14 protein-coding genes are annotated in these 17,652 nt (G+C 60.4%); 3 read left to right on the top strand and 11 right to left on the bottom strand.

The window, feature by feature from the left end; genetic code table 11:
• Window positions 1-22: 22 nt before the first annotated feature.
• The 10 genes from INQ47_RS12920 to tssB form a co-directional block, all read right to left on the bottom strand.
• On the bottom strand, window positions 23-538 hold the full coding sequence (locus INQ47_RS12920) for an Hcp family type VI secretion system effector (protein WP_209966711.1): 516 nt from the start codon (window positions 536-538) through the stop codon (window positions 23-25).
• Window positions 539-670: 132 nt separating this feature from the next.
• Entirely contained in the window at window positions 671-1,540 is an 870-nt protein-coding gene (gene icmH, locus INQ47_RS12915) for a type IVB secretion system protein IcmH/DotU (RefSeq protein WP_404701829.1), read from the bottom strand.
• A gap of 1 nt (window position 1,541) precedes the next feature.
• Window positions 1,542-2,879 (bottom strand): type VI secretion system baseplate subunit TssK, encoded by a 1,338-nt coding sequence (gene tssK / locus INQ47_RS12910; RefSeq protein ID WP_252460533.1) that lies wholly within the window; start codon window positions 2,877-2,879, stop codon window positions 1,542-1,544.
• 55 nt (window positions 2,880-2,934) lie between these two features.
• Window positions 2,935-3,732, bottom strand: a complete 798-nt coding sequence (gene tssJ / locus INQ47_RS12905) for a type VI secretion system lipoprotein TssJ (RefSeq protein WP_252460534.1) — start codon at window positions 3,730-3,732, stop codon at window positions 2,935-2,937.
• The gene (locus INQ47_RS12900; protein WP_404701828.1) at window positions 3,729-4,298 is read right to left on the bottom strand and encodes an FHA domain-containing protein; all 570 of its coding nucleotides are present in this window, start codon (window positions 4,296-4,298) and stop codon (window positions 3,729-3,731) included. The genes tssJ and INQ47_RS12900 overlap by 4 nt, the downstream gene beginning before the upstream one ends.
• Complete coding sequence (gene tssG, locus INQ47_RS12895; RefSeq protein ID WP_404701827.1) at window positions 4,295-5,311, bottom strand: type VI secretion system baseplate subunit TssG; 1,017 nt, start codon at window positions 5,309-5,311, stop codon at window positions 4,295-4,297. The genes INQ47_RS12900 and tssG overlap by 4 nt, the downstream gene beginning before the upstream one ends.
• A complete protein-coding gene (gene tssF, locus INQ47_RS12890) occupies window positions 5,275-7,041 on the bottom strand; it encodes a type VI secretion system baseplate subunit TssF (RefSeq protein ID WP_404701826.1) in 1,767 nt (588 codons plus the stop codon). Before tssF ends, tssG begins: the two co-directional genes overlap by 37 nt.
• A 3-nt stretch (window positions 7,042-7,044) precedes the next feature.
• Window positions 7,045-7,455: a type VI secretion system baseplate subunit TssE gene (gene tssE, locus INQ47_RS12885; RefSeq protein ID WP_404701825.1), complete on the bottom strand. Its 411-nt coding sequence runs from the start codon at window positions 7,453-7,455 to the stop codon at window positions 7,045-7,047.
• Window positions 7,452-8,942, bottom strand: a complete 1,491-nt coding sequence (gene tssC / locus INQ47_RS12880; RefSeq protein ID WP_404701824.1) for a type VI secretion system contractile sheath large subunit — start codon at window positions 8,940-8,942, stop codon at window positions 7,452-7,454. The genes tssE and tssC overlap by 4 nt, the downstream gene beginning before the upstream one ends.
• 17 nt (window positions 8,943-8,959) lie before the next feature.
• Window positions 8,960-9,463 carry a type VI secretion system contractile sheath small subunit gene (gene tssB, locus INQ47_RS12875; RefSeq protein WP_404701823.1) on the bottom strand — a complete coding sequence of 168 codons (504 nt, stop codon included), beginning with the start codon at window positions 9,461-9,463 and terminating at the stop codon, window positions 8,960-8,962.
• A gap of 326 nt (window positions 9,464-9,789) precedes the next feature.
• On the opposite strand from tssB, the gene vasI reads away from it, so the two are divergent.
• Genes vasI through tssM form a run of 3 tightly spaced genes read left to right on the top strand, consistent with a single transcriptional unit; the run spans window position 9,790 to window position 15,508 of the window.
• Window positions 9,790-10,440: a type VI secretion system-associated protein VasI gene (gene vasI, locus INQ47_RS12870; RefSeq protein WP_354668547.1), complete on the top strand. Its 651-nt coding sequence runs from the start codon at window positions 9,790-9,792 to the stop codon at window positions 10,438-10,440.
• Window positions 10,428-11,891 (top strand): type VI secretion system protein TssA, encoded by a 1,464-nt coding sequence (gene tssA, locus INQ47_RS12865; protein WP_404701822.1) that lies wholly within the window; start codon window positions 10,428-10,430, stop codon window positions 11,889-11,891. The genes vasI and tssA overlap by 13 nt, the downstream gene beginning before the upstream one ends.
• A complete protein-coding gene (tssM, locus tag INQ47_RS12860) occupies window positions 11,888-15,508 on the top strand; it encodes a type VI secretion system membrane subunit TssM (protein WP_404701821.1) in 3,621 nt (1,206 codons plus the stop codon). The genes tssA and tssM overlap by 4 nt, the downstream gene beginning before the upstream one ends.
• Before the next feature lie 77 nt (window positions 15,509-15,585).
• On the opposite strand, the gene INQ47_RS12855 is transcribed toward tssM, so the two are convergent.
• Window positions 15,586-17,439: an ABC transporter ATP-binding protein gene (locus INQ47_RS12855; protein WP_252459123.1), complete on the bottom strand. Its 1,854-nt coding sequence runs from the start codon at window positions 17,437-17,439 to the stop codon at window positions 15,586-15,588.
• Window positions 17,440-17,652: the final 213 nt, after the last annotated feature.

Genomic DNA, 17,652 nt, shown 5'->3' with positions numbered 1-17,652 from the left:
TGCCTGGGGCATTTCAGTGAGATCAGGCGATCGGTTTGCGCCAGTCGTCAGAGCCTTCGGTACCCGCCGTTACGTGGGTCCAGGTGATCTTGCGATACATCATCGCCACTTCCACCAGCTGCGTGTAGTTCGCGTTCTTCGCATTCTGGGCGTGGGGTAGCACGGTGTTGATCTCGACGATGATGGCGTCTTCCAGCTTGGTGGTGAAGAAGTGCTCCTGCTCGCCCACTGCCGAGGTGCGGTACCAGTTGACTTCAACCGTTGGCAGCTTTTCGCCACTGGCCAGCGCTAGGTACATCAGTGGCGTGGCCTTGTTCAGCGAGCTGGTGAAAATGAAGGGCTTGTGGGTCCGTTGCCCGGCCGGTTGACCGCTTTGCGGGTCGGTGGGGACGGTGACTTGGTGCTTGACTTCCTGCACCAGAATTTCATCCTCATGGCCTTCCTGATAAATGTTGCCGACGGAGTCGGAGGTGAAGGCGCCCGCGGTGATGTTGCCTTGTTTCTGGGCTTCGATCTTGATGTAAGCGGGTGTTGGCATGGCAGTTACTCCTGCGTCCATGTGGGTAAAGCACGCGCACCACAGGTGGCGTGGCCATCGGGAGCGATGGGCTTGTCAGCGAGGCAAAAGCCTCACTAATTCGTTGCATTCAGTGATGCTGTGCACGGTTGGCTATTGCTGCAAAATGCCGTTCAGCGACTCCAGCACCTCGGTTGTGATCAGGTGCAGGCGGTAGCTGTAGATCCCGTAGGCCACCGCCATGGCGATGGCAGAGATGACCAACGGGCTCCACCACGGCCATATCCGGCTCATGCGGAAGTTTTTTGGGGCGACGTTGGTGTAGGGGTCGCAGACTTCTTCGGGGGTGGGGCCGCGTAGTTCGCGGATGATCCCGTGCAGTTGGTGAATCAGTGCGTTGAGTGTTTCTTCGCCTTTCGGCGCGAGCGCGTACTTGCCCTTCAGCCCAAGGCACAGTGCGTAGTACATGAACTCAAGTACGTCCTGATAACGCTTGGGCTCCTGCATCAGGCGGGTAATCACCGTGAAGATTTTTTCCCCACCCCAAGTCTCGTCGTGGAAGATGCTGAGCAGCGGCTCCTGGCTCCAGCAGCTGCTCTTGCCCCAGGGCCGCTCCATAACGGCCTCGTCTATGAACAGGCACAGACCGTAGGAATACGCCAGCAACTGAGCCGGCTCGTAACCGTGCTGGCGCATTTCTTCCTGAACGTTGTCGATCTGGCTGCGTACTTGCTGGTGCACGTCCTGGATGTTCGGCAGCTCGTCCAGCGTACGCAGGCGTATAACCAAGCCGAACAACGGTGATGCGGCATCCAGCATCAGGTTGGTGAAGCCGCCCCGCAGCTGAAATTCCGGGTCAGCGGGGTAGCCTTCGGAAACGGGCTCAGGCTCAGGTTTGTCCGTGGATACTTGCGCATTGCTTGCCGCAGCCCGGGGGGCGGGTACTGGCTGTTCAAGGGTTGAATCAAGCGCGTTGACTGCAGCGTTGTTTTCATCGGTGGGCGTATTGTTGTCTTTTCCCATGTCACTCACTCCTGATCGCCCAGAACTGCAGTTCAAGCCCTGGGAAGTCGCCCGCAATGTGGATGCCGAAGCCATTCGCCTTGCTCATGCACGCCCAGGCCGGGTCACGTCGGTCCAGCTCGAAGTAGCTGAAGCCCGCATGGAAGGGCAGGTCGCGGGGCGCCACGGGTAATGGCAACAAAGGGATGCCCGGCAATTGCAGCGGCACCAGGTCATTCAGTGACTCAAGTGAGGTGATCTTGGCTTTCTGGATGAACATCTGGCGCAACGCCTGTGGTGGCATGCTGGCGCGCACGGCGAGGATGAAGTCGGCTTCGTCGATCAGCCGGCGGTCTTCCAGCGTGGTCGTCATCACGCCGAATTGTTCGCTCTCCAGCGGCAGTGAAACAGCGCGCGGCCGCAAGACGGTGCTCAGAGACCGGCGCAAGGTATCTTCCAGCGGTTTGAAAGACGTGCGCAGTGCGGTGTGGTGATAGGCGGGGTACTCCTGCGGCAGCCGGTTCTGGTCGGTGAAGGTGACGAATTCGCCACAGGCCTGGCTCATGCACAGGTACAGCTGCTCGGGGTGCGTTTGCGCTTGCCTGGCCAGATGCTGGAAGCATGGCCACCAACGGTTCATGGCCTGCAGCAGGTTGAAGTCGCGAATGTCGGCGATCCCGGACTGGCTCGATGCACCAATCCGCGTGGCAAGGCCGCGCGCCCGCTCGCGCAAGGTATGGGTGATTTCTTCAAGAAACCGCTGCAGCGCTGGCACCGCCCGCACCGAAACGCTGGTGGGGTAGAACGCTTCGTCCAGTTGCAGGCTGCCGTCGGGGCGCCGTTCCAGAATACGTGCCAGGGCCAGGCGGGTGTAGGCGCTGCTGTCTTCGGTCTTGCGTTTGAGCTGCAGGTTGGGCACCGCAAGGTCGATCTGCACCAGGTCACCGTCAGCGGTGTGGGTATCCTTGATTTCCTGTGCCTGGGCGGTATAGCGGAAATTGGCTGCATTGTCGGGCCAGCTCACTTCGCGGCCGCCATCGGTGCGCAGCGGCAGGCACAGATACACCTCACTGTCTTTGCACGCGTCGTCACCGATTTCCAGCGGCGGCGGTGGCGGCAGGTCGGCGGGAATGTCGAACACCGTGCCGTCCGGCATGACGCCTCGCGCCCGGGTGATGGCGACTTTGCCCAGGCTCAGGTATTCGTCGTTCAACTGAAGTTCGCTGAAGCCGTAGAAGGCTGCATTGAGGCTGGCGAGGCGCTGGTGCAGGGCTGCTTCGCTGGCTCTGGCCGCCTGTTGGAAATGCTGCGGTTTGACGAAGAGGCCTTCGGGCCAGAGAACGGGATTGCGTGAACTCATGGGCGCTCCGTGTCAGCGTGAGTAAGCAGGAAGGGCAAAGGGTGTTGAGGCGCCATCAGTCTTCTTCCTTGAGCACGATGTGCGTGTCGTTGACCAACACCGACAGCATGATCTGGCGGCCACGCGGCGGAATGCGCAGTACTTGCCGCCAACTGGCGTTTTCATGGCCTCGGTAGTCGGCAATCACCGCAACGAAGCGGGTTTCGGCGTGGATGGGTTCGAACGGGATGTACTTGAACTGGCCAGGGCGCAGCAGGTAGTCGTCACTACGGATATAGGTACTGCCTAGCGCCTTGGCCGGGTCCTGCTCCAGTAGCTGGTACACGGTGTTGCGCAGCAGTGAGTCGTCGCGCAGTTGCAGGATCGTGATGGCAATGGGCGTGGCGACCAGCGCTGAGGCAACGCTTGTGGTGCGCGGCAAGGTCAACGCCACCTGAGGGTCGTCGTAGCTGCCGGGGCCGCTTTCTTCCAGGGGCGAGCGAGCCGGGTCGCTTTCGTCTCCTTCGTCCAGCTCGACGGGGGACATGGCCGGGAATTGCGCTTGCAGGTATTCGAGCAGAATCCCGATTTTTTCGGTCAACGCATAGGGGTCGCCAGCACTCAGGGTCACAGCGTAGGGGCTGGGCTCCAGGGCGCGATCCTGATCGGCTGCGACGTCAAGGCTGTCCGGATTGCCGTTGAGGGTAGGGCTGGCATTGATGCTGAATGCAATCTCGGTCGGGTGGTCCTTGGGCGGCCCGATGGGCAACGAGTGGTCCATGGCCACCTGGCTCATTCTGCTCAAAGAGGTGCAGCCGGCGGGCCCGACCAGCGCAAGCAGCAGGGGGGCGAGCAGAAGTGGATGAGGCTTCATGGGTATGCTCCGGCAATCAGGCGCTGCAGCGGGCTATCTTGGAATGCCCCTTCACCGTCTGCTGCATCCAGCGCTGCCAGAGGATCACTCCCCATGGCTGCTTTGAAGACCGAGCAGATCTCGACGGCTGGTTGGGGGGTAGAAGGCTGTGCCGGGCAAGCGGGGGCAGGCGCTTCGGCTATCAGGCGGTCGAGCACCCTCGGGGCCGGGTTGAACAGGTCCTCCAGCGAGCGTGTGCAGGCCTGATCCTGGGTGTACTGAACCTGTAGCCGATAGGCACCAATGAGAAGCTGGTCACCCTCAACCAGGCGCCTGGGTGGAAGCGGCCCCAGGCTGTTGGCACTGCCATTGACGTAGGTGCGGTGGCAGTGGTCGATCACACAGAAGCTGCCTTCGATCCAGCGGATTTCGCAGTGGATGGGCGCAACGGCCTTATCGCGGTCATTGATCCGCCAGCTTGCTCGCCCGCTGCCGATTGTGCCGCCCTTGCAATCGAACAGGTGCCTAGCAGTAACGCCGTGCTGCAGTTGGTCGAGGTTGGTGATGCTCAAGGTGACTGTGCTCATGAGCGCCCCCGGAAGCGTACAACCGGGCTGATCTGGCCATGCCGGTCGTCGACGAAGCTGGTCCAGCCCAGGTAGGCGGCCTGGCTGCGGTGCAAGCAGAAGGGTGGCAACGCGCTCTGCTTGAGGCGCAGCTCCAGGTCATAGGCCAGCCCGTCACGCAGCAGAAAGTCGATCAGTGCACGCAAACGGCCAAAGTTGATGCCGCTGGGCAGCAAGTCCCGCAGCTGCGTCTGGTCGAGTTCGCTGATCACGATGGTGAACTTGCTGCTGCGGGTGCGCGTGCGGCTGCCAATCATGAACGTGCTGCCCAGCTGGCCGTTGGTCCGCCCCAGGCTTGCAAGCTGCCTGGACGGCGTGACGACTGATCGCGTCTCGAACTCGCGGATGTGCACCTGCTTGAGGTCGAAGCAGTGCGCAATGATGCCGGCCACAGTGCCCGGCGCACGGCTGCGGCTGGCGATTACGCCGGCAAAACTGAGCAGGCGGCTCCAGGGCAGCGCCGTGTCCCCTCGCAACTGCTTGTCGTTAAGCCCCAGCAGGGCAAACACGTACTGCGAGAACCCGTCACTGGCACCTGGCTGGAAGCGGATGTAATAGCGGTACTTGCGCCAGATACGGTGCAACAGGCTGAGCAGGTAATGGTTGAAAAAGTCGAAGAAGGCCGGCCGTACACCGATGTCATGCGCATGTTCATACGCCACCTGTTCCAGGTAATAGGTGGGCAATGGCGAATCGGTACCGTGCAACCCCAGGAATGTGGCAACGATGCGGTAGCGCTCTTCCTCAGCGGGCATTCGCTGGGCTTTGTACACGTCCGATACAGGGAAGGTCAGCCGTGGGTCGCAGGCCAGGCGCACGCGCAGCCGGGTGGCCTTGTCCGGCCAACGCGGTTCCAGGTCATCGCCATGCAGCCCGTGCAACCGCTCCAGCAACTGGAAGAAGTTGTACTGGTGCGCTTCGCAGAGCAGCTTGTCGGCTAGATCAGCGGTTGCTTGCCGGTCTGTATTGGCCATGTGTAGTGCTCGTTATTGGTGGTGTTGATCACTTCCAGCTGGTGGAAGGAATTGATGCTGGCGTACAGCGCGAAGAAGTGCGCGAGCACACAGCTGAACAGGTACAAGTCGCCTTCGCAGAGGAAGGCGGTCTGGTCCAGTTTCAGCAGGGTGTGCAGGCCGCGAATGGGTTGCCCCTTGATCAGCCAATCCATGGGCTGCGTATGGATGTCGCGCATACCCTCCAGGCGTTTATGGGTGGTGCGGGCCTGCTGGATGTCGTGCAGGGCCATGAAGTCATAGGCGCGGATCACCGCTTTCAGCGGCTCTACCGAGAGCATGGACAGGTAGTTGAGCGACATGTTGGAGATCAACGCCCACTGCAACTGGCCGTCCAGCACCGGGCGACAGGGGCGGGTGGGGGTACAGAGATTGGTGTAGGTGGCCAGCGGCGGCGTAAGTTCGCTCAGGACGTTGATATCATCGATGCCTAGCGCCAGCGGTAGGTCCCGATTGGTGCAGGTGAGGTCGATGGACGCGGTTTCCAGCTCGCCTATGTAGTTGTTGGCGTCGGCGCGGACGAAGGCGATTCGATGCATGACGCCATTGCCGTGCAGGCACTCTTCCAGCTGGCAGCGGTAATACAGCGCCGTGCGCCCCTGGACGTGCTCGATTTCATGGGCGAATGACTCGAAGGGACGGAAGGTCCGAAGGTGCTCACCGGTGTTCCCGTCAGTCGTCGTTCGGGTGCTGATCACCTGGTCGACACTGAAGATTTCGTAGCCGTGCGGCGTTGTGCCCTTGGGCGTCAGTGGAACCATGGCGTCCTTGCCGGACAGGTCGATGGGTTCGGCGCTGTGCTGGAACAGGTTGACCGCAGGTGCGCAGAACAGGTTGAAATCTGCTTTGCCGACACGTAGCGAGTCGGGTAGCTGGCGCGTGAAGTGAAATTCGAGGATTACCTGCTGGCTATCATGAGCTGGCCAGATTTTTTCCAGGCCGGTAACGCTGAAAAAGTGGAAGCGTTGAGGGAACGCGAAGTATTCCTGCAGGATGCGATAGCCATCAAAGACGTTCTGTGGGTAAGGCAGCAAGGCGTCGTTGGGGCTGAACCCTGGGAATGCGATGCTGTTTGCCGGCAGCCGACGAACCTCGCCATTGATGGTCACGCTGACATGCTTGAGGTATTGAGAAACCCACAGGTAAAGCGTGCGGACGGTACGGATATCGCCGCTGAGGTAAAAGTCGAGGCTGGTACAGCCCAGGCTGTTCAACGGCCGATCGACCAGTGTTTGAAGGCCGATGCAGACCACAGAACTGTCGGATGTCCGGGTGGCGGCCACCGTGTCGATCTCGAACGGATGAATGTTGACCGCTGTACAGGTGCGGAACTCGCAGGCCACGCCGTCTACCGGTTTCGAGAACAGCCTCGACCCCTTCGGGATGTGCTGAGACTGGCTGAGGGATTGCCTCACCGGGCTGAACTTGATGATCGTCGCGCTGGGCAGCGGCCGCAGGTAGTTCGGCCACAGCAACTGCAGCATGGGATGGGTCAGCTCTGGCAAGTCGTCTTCCAGCTTCAGCCGTAGCTTGGCGGTCAGGAACGCAAAGGCTTCCATCAGGCGTTCGACATCGGGGTCGCTGGCACCTTTGCCAAGCAACCTCGCGAGTTGTGGGTTGTCCTTGGCAAAGTCGTTCCCCAGTTCGTGCAGGTAACGCAGTTCTTCGCTGAAACTGTCTCTCAGTGACATCGGTCACCTCACGCGCGTGTAGCGGTTGTGCCCATCGACCAGCAGCTCGAGTTGCAGCTGCTCTGCGTGGTTGTTGACCTGTACCAGGCAATCCAGCCTGAAATGCAGCTCCAGCGGGGCATGGGTATCGGGCACTGCGTTGAGCGTGCGTACCTGTATGCGCGGCTCGAAGCGCTGGAGGGTGCGGCGGATATCCGCGCTCACCTGCACAAGCAAGTCGCCGTTGCTCACGTCATGCCCGTTGAAGTCGCGCAGGCCCAGCTCAGGGCTGCTCTGGGAGCACCCCTGGCGGGCATTCAGCAGCGTTTCGAGGTGGCACTTGATGGCGGCGAACTTGCGGGAAGCGTTCTCGCGTTGGGAGGCCTCCCGGCGGGTGCACTGGTCCAGCATCAGGCGATCAAAAAGACCACTCATTGCGTATCGAGCCGCCCGACCAGGGAGATCTCGAAGTTCGCGCCCATGTACTTGAAGTGCGGACGTACGGCGAGCGAAACCTGGTACCAGCCCGGGTCACCCGCAACATCCGAGACCTCAATACTGGCGGCACGCAGCGGCCGGCGGCTGCGAACGTCGGCAGACGGGTTCTCCTGGTCGGCGACATACTGCTTGATCCATTTGTTCAGCTCGGACTCAAGGTCACGGCGCTCTTTCCAACTGCCGATCTGCTCGCGCTGCAGCACCTTGATGTAGTGGGCCAGCCGGTTGACGATGAACAGATAGGGCAACTGGGTACCCAGTTTGTAATTGGTCTGTGCCTGGAGCCCCTCAGGGGTTTTCGGGAAATGTTTGGGCTTTTGTACCGAGTTGGCCGAGAAGAACGCGGCGTTGTCGCTGTCTTTGCGCATGGTCAGGGCGATGAAACCCTCTTCGGCCAGTTCGAATTCCTTGCGGTCGGATATCAGCACTTCGGTAGGAATCTTGGCCTGCAACTGACCCAGGGATTCGTACAGGTGAACCGGCAAGTCTTCGACGGCACCGCCCGATTGTGGGCCGATGATGTTCGGGCACCAGCGGTAGCGGGCGAAGCTGTCGTTGATGCAGGTGGCTAACAGAAAAGCAGAATTGCCCCACAGGTAGTTGTCGTGCTGCCCGGCGATGTCTTCGTTGTAGTTGAAGCTCTCGATCGGTTGTTCCTGCGGGTGGTAAGCGGAGCGAAGCATGAAGCGCGGCCCGGTCAGGGCGACGTGGCGGGCGTCTTCGCTTTCACGAAAGGCGCGCCACTTGGCATGCCGTGGGCCGGCGAAGAGGTCTTTTATTTCCTTGAGGTTAGGCAGCTCCTCGAAGCTGTTCAAATTGAAGAATTCGGGGGCAGGTGCAGCAAGAAAAGGGGCATGAGACATGGCACCAACGGAGGCCATGTAACTTAGCAACTTGATGTCAGGGGAAGACGGGCCGAAATTGTAGTTACCAACCATGGCTGCAACCGGCTCTCCCCCGAATTGGCCATAACCTGCGGTGTAAACATGTTTGTAGATACCGCTACAGGTAATGTCCGCAGCATTTTCGAAGTCATCGAGCAAGTCCTCTTTAGTAGCGTGCAGGATTTCGAGCTTGATGTTCTCCCTGAAGTCCGTGCGGTCGACCAGAAGTTTCAGACTGCGCCATGATGATTCAAGCTGCTGGAACTCCGGTTGATGCAGAATGGCATCCATCTGTTTGCCTAGAATTCGGTCGATTTCGGCAATCATCTGGTCGGCCCGGTGCTTGTTGATCAGTTGATCCGGGTCATTGCTCTTGAGGATTTCGGCGATGAAGGCAGATACGCCCTGCCTGGCAATCTGGTAGCCCTCCTGGGCAGGTACCAGTTTGGTTTCTGCCATGATCTGGTCGAGCAAGGTGGCATTGCTCAATGTGTCGGCCGTTGCGTCTGTGGTGATGGCGGTGCTGCTTGGCTTGGGCATGGGGACGCTCCGTTGTCTCAATTTTTTTCTGGCGCCTCGAGCACCAGGTCCAGTTCTTGGGCGAGCTGCTTACGCGCCTGCTCGTTGTTAAGCAGGTGCTGCAATTGCTTGCGGAAGGCCGGGACGTTGCCCAGCGGGCCTTTCAGGGCGACCAGTGCTTCGCGCAGCTGCAGCAGCTTGTTCAGCTCGGGCACCTGACGCGCGATCCGGTCCGGCCCGAAATCGTTGATGGACCTGAACTGCAGGTGGACGGCCAGTTCGGTATCCGGGGCGGTGCCGAGCCTGGACGGTACCGTCACGTCCAGGCTCACGTTGGCGTCGTTCAACACGCTGTTGAATGTATGTTTATCGATGCGCATGACCTGACGGTCCTCAAGCGCACGGCTGTCATCCAGGCCGAAGTCGCCCAGCACCAGCATTTTGTGCGGCAGCTCCACCTCAGCCTGCTCATCACTGGTAGCGGGGACATACTTGATATTGACGCGCTCTTTCGGCGCAACGGATCCCGTATTTTTAGACATCGGTACGCAACTCCCTGTTGGGCTGTAGGATGTTCAGGTGTTAGTTGTGTTTATTATTGTCTTGGTCTTGTAGGAAGATTCCCACATATGTTTAATGGGTTGGGTTATTTATCCGTTTCCTATGAAAACGATGCACGGAAGAGTGCTCTTTGGTCGAGTGTTAAGATGTAAGGAAATATTTGTTTGTGTGCATTCGGTGCTGTGTAATAGGCTTCTGCTGGAGTTGTTTTAATTGGTCGCGCGGGTGCATGGGCATTGCTATTTGTTTGTAGGAAAGTTCTTTGCGCTATATAGGCCGTTTGTACTATTCAGAGAGTAAATTCAGGATGATTAACCGCTGTGCATATGGCGCCGGTCTCTCGTTGCTGTTTTGTCTGCAGCCGGTGCTGGCAGGCTCCACGCGGGACTGTCCCCGGATCGTCTCCAACGTCGAGCGACTGGCCTGTTTCGATCAGGCTGCTGGCACCCCGGCGTACACGCCAAAGCGGCAGTGGTCTGCACCGGAGCAGCAGGCCCCCACTGTGTTGCGCGTGATGGCAAATGAAGCTGGACGGGCACCGGATGACCTGACGTTTCGCATCCGGAGCCAGGCCCAGGACGGAGCAGGCGCACCAGCGCTTGTGATTTCGGCGCCCGCCATCGCATCGGGTGATGAACGTGCCTACATGGCAATCAGTTGCATCCAGGCCATCTCCCGGCTACAGCTGATTGCCAGGCGTCCGATCGAAGCAAGCTGGGTCAAGGTACGCCTGAGCGGGGAGGGCTGGTCTACCCGTGAGACCCCCTGGCAGGTGATGGAAAACGGCCAAGTGCTCGATGCCGGGCGGGGCCTGCCCGCCATCGAGCAGATCAGGAAGCTGATCGGTGCCCAGCGTATCGAGGTTGTGAGTGATCACGGCGAGGTCGACGGGCTGACCTTCGATGCGCAAGGCCTGGACCCCTTGATCAGCCGGGCGCGAAGCACATGTCGGTGGTAGCGCAGATATCCGCGGAAGAGGTCACTCGGTTGCTCGCGCCGATTGATCCGGCAGTTCCGGCTGGCCTGTTCGATGTCGAGGACGAAACCTATCAGGCCATTGATCAGGAGATGGTCAAGCTGGGTGGGCTGCAGGAAGCCTCGATCGACTGGGTCTACATCGAAGACGCCTCCCGTCAGTACCTGAGCCTGCAATGCAAGCACTTACGAATCGTTGCGCACCTGAGTGCCGCATGGTTGCGTAGCGGCTGTTGGGAGCAGTGGGGATGCACCTTGGCGTTGCTGGCCGGCATGCTCGAGTGCTATTGGGAGGCCGCTCATCCCAAGCCGGGACCGAAAGGCTTCCTTGGCAAGCGCAAGCTGGTTGCCCTGGTGATCAATCGCTTGGCCGAGGCACTCCCGCGTCTTGATCGTTTTACCTACTCCCCGACCCACGCAGCGGCAGCGCAGGCTGCCTTGAAACGCCTGCAACAACAGGAAACGGTGCAGCTGGACACGGCAGCACTGGGCGAACTTGAGCGCCTGCTAGGCAAATACTCGGAACTTTCCAGCGGTGGCGGCGAGGCTGCTGTGCCCAAAGCGCCGGCTGCAACCGAGAAGCCTGCACCGTTGGCCGATGTCATCGCCACACCTGTGTCACGCATGTCGATGGGCAATGAGCGTGAGACACGCCGGGCCGTGCTGTCCATGGCCGAGCTCATCAACCAGCAGGACCCTTACGACGCTACCGGCTACCAGTTACGGCGTTTCGGTTTGTGGGCGCACATTCAGATTGCTCCCCAGGTCAGGCAGGGCAACCGTACGGAATTGATGGCGGTTCCGCTGGATATCACGCGGGTCTATGAAGAGGCCATAGCCAGTCAGGTGGTTGACCCCGCCTTGCTGCAGCGCGTTGAAAAGAGCCTGACGGCTTGCCCCTTCTGGATTCGTGGCAGCTTTCTGGCTGCGACTGTCGCCACACAGCTGGCGATGTGCGAGGTGGCCGAAGCCATCCGTTGTGCCACCGCTCGGTTTGTACAGCGCATGCCCTCACTGCAGCAGCTGTGCTTCAGCGACGGCATGGTATTTGTCGACGACCAATGCCTGGCCTGGCTCAAGGGCACCCAAGGGCCGTCTGGCCAAGGTGCAACCCCCCAGGAGTTCAGCGGCCTGCGCGAGGAGCTTGTCAGCCAGCTGGAAACCGGTGGCATAGAGCCGCTGCTCCTTCGGCTGCAAGGGCTGCAAGCCGGCTTTCGTGCTCCCCGTGAGCGCTGCCACACCACCGTGATTGCAGCTGATCTGCTGGCTGCGCGGGGTGTGTCCTGGCTGGCCCAGGACCTGTGCGCCAACGTTGCCCGAACCATGCAGCAAACCACCGCCAGTGCGTGGGAGCCCGAGGTGTTTGAGCGGCTTCAGCAGTACGCGGCATCCCCAGTGTTGGCAGTTCAAGACAAGGATCAGGAGCCTCGATGAATCAAATATGGACGCAACTCAAACGTTGGGGCTGGCCGTGGGTAACGCGCATTGGCCTGGCGCTGCCGCTGCTGCTCGGGCTTGGCGCCTTGCTGATGCTGGTCGCCATCTGGTGGCTTGGCCCGCAATGGACATGGCGTGAGCAGCAGCCGCTGGCAAGTGTGGCTCATCGCAGCGTGGCAAGCCTGGTACTCGTGCTGGTGCCGCTTCTGTGCTGGCTTGGGGTGCTGCGCACGCGCTTTCGCCGCCTGCAAGCGGAGCGCCGCCATGCACTGGCCGCCGAACAGGATGTCGCGCTACCGTTCGTGCAGGCGCAAGAGCAGGCCTTGAGCCAGGGGCTTGCGCGGTACCTCGACAATGCCGGTGGGCGACGCGCGTTGTACCGGCTGCCCTGGTACCTGGTGTTGGGCGACGAACAGTCCGGTAAAAGCAGCTTCATCGACCGCACCGATCAGCGCTTTACCCTGACGCGTATCGACCAGGCCCAGGCACGGGGCCGACAGGCTGAAGCACTGTCCTACCCGGTAGGCTGGTGGGTCAGCGACGATGCGGTGATCATCGACCCGCCCGGTGTTTTCATCAGTCAAAAACCGCCGGCGGGCTCGGCGGCCAACGCCCCCTCCGAAGCCTCCGCGCCGCCCGGCATCCAGGCCCGGTTGTGGGAGCACCTGTTGGGCTGGCTGCAGCGTAAGCGAAGCCAGCGGGCGCTCAATGGTGTGTTGCTGGTGGTCGACCTGCCAGCGCTGCTGCATGGCAAGCCCGAGCAGCGCGTCGCGCTGGCCCATGGGTTGCGCACCCGCCTTTACGAAGTGAGCAGTCAGTTGGGGGCGCGCCTGCCGCTGTACGTGGTACTGACCAAGTTCGATCTGCTGGACGGCTTCGACCAGTTCTACAGCCAGCTTCCGGCCGCCAAGCGTGAAAGCCTGTTGGGGTTCACCTTCAAGCTGGATGCGGTTGACGCGTTCGACGCCTGGCTGGATGAGTATGACGAGCACTACGGGCGGCTTCTCACCCAATTGCAGGAGCAGGTCATCGACCGGTTGGATGTACTGGGCAAGACAGCACCGTGCGGGCGCCTGTTCTCACTGCATGCACAGCTGATCGGGTTGCGCCCCATACTGCAGGCATTCCTGCGCGAAACCTTGGCGAGTGACCGGTTCACCACGCCACCCTTGGTGCGTGGTGTGTACTGGTCGTCAGTGGTACAGCAAGGCGACATGCGCAATGCCTTTGTCCGTGAAGCGGCACAGCCCTACACGACGAAGCTGCCCCTGCGTGAAGGTAAGGCACAGGGGAAGGCGTTGGTCTATTTCATCCAGCAAGCATTCAGGCGGGTTATTTATCAGGAAGCCGGGCTGGCGGGTGACAATGTTCGGGTTGCGCGCAGCAAGCGCCACTTGCTGTGGGTGGGCTCTGGTGTAGGCATCCTGGCGTTCAGTATCGCCGTTGCCAGCTGGCAGCGTTACGCCGACATCAATGGCGCCAAGGCTGCCAGTGTGCTCGCCAAAAGCCAGGAGTACAGTGGTCACGAAGTCGATATGCGTCTTGATCCGACCGGGCGCAACCTGCTGGCGCCACTGGACCAGATTCGCGATGCGGTGGCGGTGTTTGGCGACTATCGTGCGGCCTGGCCAGTGGTTGCCGATTTTGGCTTGTACCAAGGGCGCAACATTGGTCCCTTGGTTGATGAGGCGTACCTCAGCTTGTTGTCGAAACGTTTCTTGCCGGCCTTGGCCAGTGGTGTGATCGATGCCATGAACGCAGCACCACCTGGCAGCGAGCAACAAATGGCCGCGCTCAGGGTTTACCGGATGATCGAGGAGCGTAACAGCCGCCGGCCAGAATTGGTCGAGGACTGGATGGCCCGTCAGTGGCAACGGGCCTTTCCTGGCCAGGGGCAGTTGCAGCGTGACCTCATGCAGCACCTGAAATACGCCTTGGCCTATGCCGATACCGATTTGCCGCAGTACCGCCAGCGGGTCAGCGAAGTGCAGCAGGCGCTGCGCAAATTGCCGTTGCCACAGCGAGTCTATGCAGGGCTGAAACAACAATCGTACCAGCAGTTGCACGCCGGGCTGGACCTGCGCCACCAGGTAGGGCCTGCGTTCGATGTGGTGTACCAGCCGTCTTCCGGGGCCAGGCAAGGGGATGAGGATGTACGGCTGGCCGCCATGCTCACCGCCAAAGGCTTCAGGGAATACTTCGAGCCGCACAGCCAACGCTTCGCTGAAATGGCGATGGTTGATCAATGGGCATTGGGGGAGCGCAGTCAACTCGACTATTCGGACGTTGACCGCGATGCGCTGACCGAGCGGCTGTATAACCTCTACAGCGCCGATTACATTGACAGCTGGCGGCGCGCCCTGAACGCTTTTACGGTGGCTGACTTCCGTGATCTGGACCATGGTGTCGCGATCCTGGAACAGTTGACCGGCCCCGCAGCACCGTTGCAACGGCTGCTGGATACGGTCAGGGATAACACCTCGCTTGCGCCTCCAACAGTTGTTGAATCACTGGGTGAGCTGAGTACGCTGCGGGTAGTAGCCGGAAAACCCGAGCAACAGCAAGCGTTGGCCATCCAGCGGGCGTTTGCAGGCTTGGGCGCCATGCTGCAGGCGACAGGAGAAAAGCCGAGCTACTACGATGAAACCCTTGGCGCTGTTGCGGCCGTGCTGGACTACGCCAAGGCCGTACAAGACAGCCCGGACCGCGGCAAGGCTGCATTGCAAGCCGTGCATCAGCGCTTTGCGATGACAGGGCAGGACCCGATCGGCACCCTGCAACGTGTTGCCACAGGTTTACCGGAGCCCATCAGCCACCAGGTCAGAAAGCTCGCCGACCAGACTGCTCAGGTGCTGAACGTTGAAGCATTGCGCGAACTGGAGCGACGTTGGGATGTTGACGTGTACAGTTTTTTCCAGCAACGCCTGGCAGGCCGCTACCCCTTTGTGGTGAAGGCACCCGATGCTTCTTTGGATGACTTCGAGGCGTTCTTCGGGCCGAAAGGGCGCCTGCAGCAGTTTAATGATCGGTATCTCAAGGTTTTCCTGAAGGACAATCTTGAGGCTTTGCAGTCCGCTCAGCACGGGCAATCCCTGATTCGTGACGACGTGATCGAGCAGCTCGAGCTGGCGGATCGCATCCGCGAAACATTTTTCGATCAGCGTGGCAAGCTAAGTGTGCAGTTCAGCATCGAGCCCTTGGGGCTCAGTGCGAACCAGCGTACCAGCCTGCTGGACCTGGATGGCCAGTTGATTTCCTACACCCATGGGCCAAGCCATATCACGGGTATTGTCTGGCCCAATACCTTGGGGCAGCAGGTCCGTAGCAATCTCACCTTGCTAAGGCAAAGTGGCAACAGCAGTAGCCTGGAGTACCGTGGCCCGTGGTCGATGTTCCGCTTGCTCAGCCGCGGCGCGCTCAATGGCCGGACGGCGACCAGCGTGGACCTGAGCTTCCGCACCGGAGATGGCGTGATGCGCTATCGGCTGAACGCTGAAAAAGCCTTCAATCCCATTACCCAGCAACCGTTCAAAGGTTTCCGCTTGCCCCGAGGCTTGTTGCAACAGCCAACCAATGGGGTGCAGGCGATGCTGTCGGGTGAGCAGCGACCATGAACATCGCCAGGGGCGCAGTTCATTGACTGAGCAGGCTTTCGAAGGCTGGGTATGCGCTGGCTGACCTCGGTCACTGCTTACTCCACAGCCTCGGCCACGCCCTGATCCTCACCCAGGAACCCGCCACTCTGGTGCTGCCACAACCGTGCATAGGTACCCATTTTCGCCAACAGTTCGGCATGGGTGCCTTGCTCGATGATGCGCCCTTCATCCATCACGATCAGCCGGTCCATGGCGGCGATCGTCGACAACCGGTGGGCGATGGCGATAACGGTCTTGCCCTGCATCATCTCATCCAGGCTCTCCTGAATGGCCACCTCCACCTCCGAGTCCAGCGCGCTGGTGGCTTCGTCCAGCAGCAGGATCGGTGCGTTCTTCAGCATCACCCGGGCAATTGCAATGCGCTGGCGCTGGCCGCCAGACAGCTTGATGCCGCGTTCACCCACCAGGGTGTCGTAACCGCTGTTGCCCTGGCGGTCGCTGAGCTGGCTGATGAAACCATCGGCCTGGGCATTGGCCGCAGCGGCGCGGATTTGTGCTTCGGTGGCATCGGGGCGGCCATAGGCAATGTTGTCGCGAATCGAACGGTGCAACAGCGAGGTGTCCTGCGTGACCATGCCGATGGCGCTGCGCAGGCTGTCTTGCGTGACCTTGGCGACGTTCTGCCCGTCGATGCGTATTTCCCCCTTGTCCACGTCGTAGAAGCGCAGCAGCAGGTTGATCAAGGTGGACTTGCCGGCGCCGGAGCGGCCGACCAGGCCGACTTTTTCGCCCGGACGAATGTGCAGCGTCAGCTCATTGAGCACCTGGCGCTCACCGTTGTAGTTGAAGCCGACCTTGTCGAAACTCACCGCGCCACCCGTGGTGACCAGCTCTGCAGCACCCGGCGCATCCTGCACCTTGGGGCCGCGGGTGAGGGTGGCCATACCGTCCTGCACGGTGCCGATATTTTCGAACAGCGAGGTAATTTCCCACATGATCCAGTGCGACATACCATTGACGCGCAAGGCCATGGCGGTAATCGCCGCCACGGCCCCGGTGCCGACCTGTCCCTGGTGCCATAGCCACAGTGCATAGCCACCGGCACCAAAGATCAAGCCCACCACCAGCGCCTGGTTGACGATTTCGAACTGGCTCACCAGGCGCATCTGGCGAAAACCGGTCTGCTTGAAGTCTTCCATGGCTGCGCGCGCAAAGTGCGCTTCGCGGTTGGAGTGCGAAAACAGTTTCACCGTGGTGATGTTGGTGTAAGCGTCAGAAACCCGCCCGGTCATCGACGACCGGGCATTGGCCTGCTCCTGGCCGACCTTGCCCAACCGGGGTACGAAATACAGCATGGCCAAACCGAACAGCACGACCCAGGCAATGAAGGGCAGCATCAGTTTCAGGGCAAAGCCGCCGGCCAGGGCAATGATCGCGATGAAATACACGCCAATCCCGGGCAGGATTTCGATGAGGGTGAACAGCACATCGCGCACTGCCAGTGCCGTCTGCATCACCTTGGTTGTGACCCGGCCAGAAAACTCGTCAGAAAAGAACGACAAGCTCTGGCGCAACATCAGCCGGTGAAAATCCCAACGCAGCCGCAGCGGCAGGTTGATCGCCAGCACCTGGTGCTGAACCATGGTGCGCAGTGCCACCAGTCCGATGCTGACCAGCAGGACGATGCCGATACCCCACAGCACTCGGCTTTCCTCGGGGCTAACAGTACCGCCGGCCTGCCAGGACGCGAGCAGGTCGACCACCTGACCGAGGAACGCGAACAGCCAGGCTTCGTATATCGACACCCCGGCACTGAGCAGTGCCAGCGCCAGGATGTAGCCACGAGCGCCGCGGGTACAAGCCCACATGAAGCGCAACAGGCCAACCGGCGGCGGTGGTACCTCGTCGGGCGGGAAGGGGTCGAGCCGACGTTCAAAGATACGCAGCATGCTTGTCTCCGGAAAACGGTTTTTGCATTGGCCAATGCCCTGCCGGCTTGCCTTTGGCGACTTTTGTTTTTAACCCGGAACAGGTCGGCCTTGGGGTGTTTGTTAACAAACCTTTGCAACTCATTACATTTCAGATTGATTTCATTTTGCCTTGATGCTGTATAATTGACGAAACCTTGTGCCATTCATCATATTTGTCGTTTTTTTGACGTG

Source organism: Pseudomonas sp. 3HC3 (genome assembly GCF_044904505.1).
In the GTDB taxonomy this organism is placed as follows: Bacteria; Pseudomonadota; Gammaproteobacteria; order Pseudomonadales; family Pseudomonadaceae; genus Aquipseudomonas; species Aquipseudomonas putida_Y.
Note: the sequence above shows the minus strand (reverse complement) of the source record. Positions and strands in the feature narration are given on the sequence as shown.